At 68.7% G+C, this 4132-nt stretch carries 6 protein-coding genes; 4 read left to right on the top strand and 2 right to left on the bottom strand.

What is annotated here, in order from left to right:
- Positions 1-200 precede the first annotated feature (200 nt).
- Positions 201-1259, bottom strand: a complete 1059-nt coding sequence (moaA, locus tag FV228_RS22000; RefSeq protein WP_187277863.1) for a GTP 3',8-cyclase MoaA — start codon at positions 1257-1259, stop codon at positions 201-203.
- 81 nt (positions 1260-1340) lie between these two features.
- Between moaA and FV228_RS22005 the strand changes: the two genes are divergently transcribed.
- The 4 genes from FV228_RS22005 to FV228_RS22020 all read left to right on the top strand — a co-directional run bounded on the left by FV228_RS22005 (position 1341) and on the right by FV228_RS22020 (position 2800).
- Positions 1341-1763 carry a DUF971 domain-containing protein gene (locus FV228_RS22005; RefSeq protein ID WP_147856554.1) on the top strand — a complete coding sequence of 141 codons (423 nt, stop codon included), beginning with the start codon at positions 1341-1343 and terminating at the stop codon, positions 1761-1763.
- Between the two features lie 78 nt (positions 1764-1841).
- On the top strand, positions 1842-2069 hold the full coding sequence (locus tag FV228_RS22010) for a hypothetical protein (protein WP_147856555.1): 228 nt from the start codon (positions 1842-1844) through the stop codon (positions 2067-2069).
- Positions 2066-2359: a type II toxin-antitoxin system RelE/ParE family toxin gene (locus FV228_RS22015; protein ID WP_281406520.1), complete on the top strand. Its 294-nt coding sequence runs from the start codon at positions 2066-2068 to the stop codon at positions 2357-2359. The genes FV228_RS22010 and FV228_RS22015 overlap by 4 nt, the downstream gene beginning before the upstream one ends.
- 114 nt (positions 2360-2473) lie before the next feature.
- On the top strand, positions 2474-2800 hold the full coding sequence (locus FV228_RS22020) for a cupin domain-containing protein (protein WP_147856556.1): 327 nt from the start codon (positions 2474-2476) through the stop codon (positions 2798-2800).
- Between the two features lie 51 nt (positions 2801-2851).
- Here FV228_RS22020 and FV228_RS22025 read toward each other — a convergent pair whose 3' ends face one another.
- The gene (locus tag FV228_RS22025; protein ID WP_147856557.1) at positions 2852-3511 is read right to left on the bottom strand and encodes a L,D-transpeptidase; all 660 of its coding nucleotides are present in this window, start codon (positions 3509-3511) and stop codon (positions 2852-2854) included.
- Between the last annotated feature and the right edge of the window lie 621 nt (positions 3512-4132).

The following is a 4132-nucleotide window of genomic DNA, read 5'->3' on the forward strand; positions in this document are numbered from 1 at the left end:
AAGGACAGCACGCGCCTTCCCTCCCCCGCAGAGGGGGGAGGGAAGGCGCGTGCTGTCCTTGGATAGGGTTCTCTTGCGGCCTAGAACCATCCGGACTGCGATGTGTGAATCCGTTAGCCCGCACGGGAGAGGGGGCGCGTCGCGGCCTGCACCGGCCGATGTGGGACCATCGTCGCCCTGCGGGGCGGAGTGTCCGCGCGCTACCCCCCCGTCACGCTCATGTGCCGCGGCACGGCGGCCGGGCGCTGGCGCTCGATGATGAAGTCGTGGCCCTTGGGCTTGCGGGTGATCGCCTCGACCACGGCGGCGGCCAGCACGGCGTCATCTGGGGAGGCGCGCAGCACCGCCCGCAGGTCCGCCGAATCCTCCTGGCCGAGGCACAGGTAGAGCTGGCCGGTGCAGGTCAGGCGCACCCGGTTGCAGCTCTCGCAGAAATTGTGGGTCAGCGGCGTGATGAAGCCGAGCTTGCCGCCGGTCTCCTCGACCCGGACGTAGCGCGCCGGGCCGCCGGTGCGGTCGGAGAGCGGCGTCAGGGTGTAGCGGCTCTCCAGGCGCTGCCGGGCCACCGACAGGGGCAGGAACTGGTCGGTGCGGTCGGCCTCGATCTCGCCCAGCGGCATGACCTCGATCAGCGTCATGTCCATGCCGAGCCCGTGGGCCCAGGCGATCATGTCGGGGATCTCGTCGGCGTTGACGTCGCGCAGCGCCACCGCGTTGATCTTGACCTTCATGCCGGCCGCCCGCGCGGCTGCGATGCCGTCGAGCACCACCGGCAGGTCGCCCCGCCGGGTGATCGCCCGGAACTTCTGGGGGTCCAGCGTATCCAGGGACACGTTGATCCGGCGCACCCCGAGGCTCGCCAGCTCGGCGGCGTAGCGCGTGAGCTGCGTGCCGTTGGTGGTCAGCGTCAACTCGTCCAGCGCGCCCGAATCGAGGTGGCGCGACAGGCGGCGGAACAGGTGCATGATGTCGCGGCGGACCAGCGGCTCGCCGCCGGTGATCCGCAGCTTGCGCACGCCCCGGGCGATGAACACGCCGCAGAGCCGGTCCAGCTCCTCCAGGGTCAGCAGGTCGCGCTTGGGCAGGAACTGCATGGTCTCCGACATGCAGTAGGCGCAGCGAAGGTCGCAGCGATCCGTCACGGAGATGCGCAGGTAGGAGATCGCCCGCTGGAACGGGTCGATCAGCGGTGCGGGACTCGGCGCGCGGGGCGCCTCGGCCGAAAACCCCTGCGGCGTGCTGGAGATGTCATCGAGCATGATTGAGCATATGATGCCCGATACGGTCGTGGGCAAGCCGACCCCGGGCCGCGGCCCCGGAATGCTTGAGGAGTGTGACCCGTGAACGAGGATCTGTGGCCGACCGAGATCCGCCTGTCGGCCGACCGGCGGGTGCTGAACGTCGCCTTCGAGGACGGAGCGCGCTTCGCCCTGCCGGCCGAGTACCTGCGGGTGTCGAGCCCGTCGGCCGAGGTGCAGGGGCATTCGCCCCTGGAGCGCAAGGTGATCGGCGGCAAGCGCGCCGTGGCGATCCTGGCCGTCGAGCAGATCGGCAACTACGCGGTCAAGCTCGGCTTCGACGACATGCACGACACTGGGATCTACGGCTGGAGCTATCTCCACACGCTGGGCCGCGACTACGAATCCCGCTGGCAGACCTACCTCACCGAACTGTCCGAGCGCGGACTCGACCGCGAGACCGCGCGCACCGCCCCGGTGAAGCAGACCGGGGGCTGCGGCTCGGGCTCGTGCGGCTGCCATTGAGGTCGACTGGTCAGAAAGCCGGCAGCTTCCGCGCCATGACGACTTCTCTCGGCAATGATTCCGACGCACGATGACGGCATGACGGAGCTTCTCGACCGAGCCATCGCGCGCGTGCGCATGCTGCCCTCCGAAACCCAGGACGAGCTGGCCGGCGTCCTCCTGCGCCTCGCCGGCGAGGACGAGCCTGTCTACCGGATCAGCCCGGAGGAAGAAGCGTCTTTCGCGAACTCGCGCGCCCAGGCGGAGCGGCGTGATTTCGCTTCGGATGAGCAGATCCGGGCGATCTGGGCGAAGCACGGGCTTTGAGACTGCGCTTTACTGCGGATGCGGCGGCGGAACTTGAGCGTGTGCTCTCGGAGATCGCGCAGGCATCGCCTCAAGGGGCACGACGCGTTCAGGGCCGGATCCAGATTGTCCTCGATTTCCTTATGGATCAGCCGAGAAGCGGCCGGTTGACGAGCCTAAAAAATCTGCGGTGCATCGCAGTGCGACCCTACCCGTATTTAATTTTCTACGAGGCTTCCGAAGACGAAGTCGTCATCATCGGAATCCGCCATGGTGCCCGTGCCCCCTCCTCGATGCCGGGAGCGCCGTGACGCGCGGTCGGGCCGATCGGGCGTTCAGATCTGACCGGCGCTTCGGCCGGCGATCGCATCCTAATCTTTGGACGTTCGGTGCGAGCCGGACGTCCCGCCAGCCTCGGAGTCACCATGGCCTTCACCTGCACGATCCCCGCAGTGCCCACGATCCAGCAGGACGACGCCACGGTCCGGATCACCCGCTGGGACTTTCCGCCCGGGTCGGTGACCGGCTGGCACGAGCACGGCTGGCCGTATTTCGTGGTGATGCTGGTCGAGGGCGTGCTGCGCGTCCATGACGGCGCGGCGGTCAGCGAGACCCTGCTGGCGGCCGGGCAATCCTACATGCGGCCGGCCGGGATCCGGCACGACGTCATGAACGGGTCGGAGCATCCGATCGCGTTCATCGAGATCGAGGTGAAGCGCCCCGATGCGCTTGTGACAATGCCCGAGGCCTGAACGCAAAAGGGCCGACCTCGCGGCCGGCCCTGAACGAAAAGTCCCAAAAAATCAGCGCTGTACGATGACCTTCGTGCCGACCTTGGCGCGGGTGTAGAGGTCGGTGACGTCGTCGTTGGTCATGCGGATGCAGCCCGAGGAGACGGCGGTGCCGATGGTCTCCGGCTCGTTCGAGCCGTGGATCCGGTAGATCGAGCCGCCGAGATACATGGCGCGGGCGCCGAGGGGGTTCTCGAGGCCGCCCTTCATGTAGCGCGGCAGGTCTGGCCGGCGGCGCAGCATGGTCGACGGCGGACGCCAATCCGGCCACTCGCGCTTCATCGTGATGGTCTGCACGCCGCCCCAGGTGAAGCCCGGACGGCCGACGCCGACGCCGTAGCGCAGGGCCTGGCCGCCGCCCATCACGTAATAGAGCCGCCGCTCGGCCGTGGAGACCACGATCGTGCCGGCGCCGTAGGGGCCGCTATACGCCACGGTCTCGCGCGGGATCGCCGACATCTGCGGCACCGCCGCGTCCATGGGGTCGGCCGGGTTGAGGGAGGCGTTGGCCACCGGCACCGCCACGGTCTCGATGGCCTGCGGGCGCACCCGCACGGACAGCGCATCGTTCAGAGGCTGACGGGTCAGCGGGTCGATCTCGTAGGCGAACGCCGGCGCGGTGCAGGCGACCGCGCCGAAGAGCCCGACGAGGGCGGGAAGGAAACGACGCATCAAAGCCTCTCGGGGCAGGCGCGAAATGGAGTGGGAACGCAGCGAATTACCGGGGCACGATGCCGTGCCGATCCTCGCCAAGGGGTAAACGCTCGCGTCCCAAAACCAAGCCTCAAACCGCCCCGCTCGGCCGGTTCCGCCCCTCCGTGACTCGATGGCAACACTGTGGCAGCTTGGCCATAAGCGCGGGGGATGGACGAGGGCGGTCGCGCGTGTCGGCGGGCATCGAGGCAACCGCATGGGACATTGCTGGTCCCGATCGAGGCGCGCCTTACACGGACGTTCGAACACCCTGCGTGTCATCCCGGGGCCGCGCGGCGGAGCCCGGGATCCATAACCGCCGAGCTCACGATCTTGCACCGTCGGCGGCTCTGGGTTCCGGGCTCGCCTGCGGCGCCCCGGAATGACAAAGCGATTTGCTCTGCCGACGTCGGCTTGCCGATCGGGGAGCAGAACCACGGGGTCACTGCGTGCCTCGGCGACTTCATGCCGGGCCATCGGCGCGGTGTTTATCCAGCCCGAAGCTCACGCCTCGTCGGCGGCGAGCCAGATCGCGGGCTCGAGGGGCGTTGCGCGGACGAGAGCCGGCGCGGCGGCCGGGAGGCCGCGGATCTGGCTCAG

This window comes from Methylobacterium sp. WL18, assembly GCF_008040015.1.
Classification (GTDB): Bacteria; Pseudomonadota; Alphaproteobacteria; order Rhizobiales; family Beijerinckiaceae; genus Methylobacterium; species Methylobacterium mesophilicum.

What these genes read in the sequence shown, in the direction of transcription:
- moaA (WP_187277863.1), bottom strand. Translation starts at nt 1,259, where the DNA reads ATGCTCGATGACATCTCCAGCACGCCGCAGGGGTTTTCGGCCGAGGCG.
- FV228_RS22010 (WP_147856555.1), top strand. Translation starts at nt 1,842, where the DNA reads ATGACGGAGCTTCTCGACCGAGCCATCGCGCGCGTGCGCATGCTGCCC.
- FV228_RS22020 (WP_147856556.1), top strand. Translation starts at nt 2,474, where the DNA reads ATGGCCTTCACCTGCACGATCCCCGCAGTGCCCACGATCCAGCAGGAC.
- FV228_RS22025 (WP_147856557.1), bottom strand. Translation starts at nt 3,511, where the DNA reads ATGCGTCGTTTCCTTCCCGCCCTCGTCGGGCTCTTCGGCGCGGTCGCC.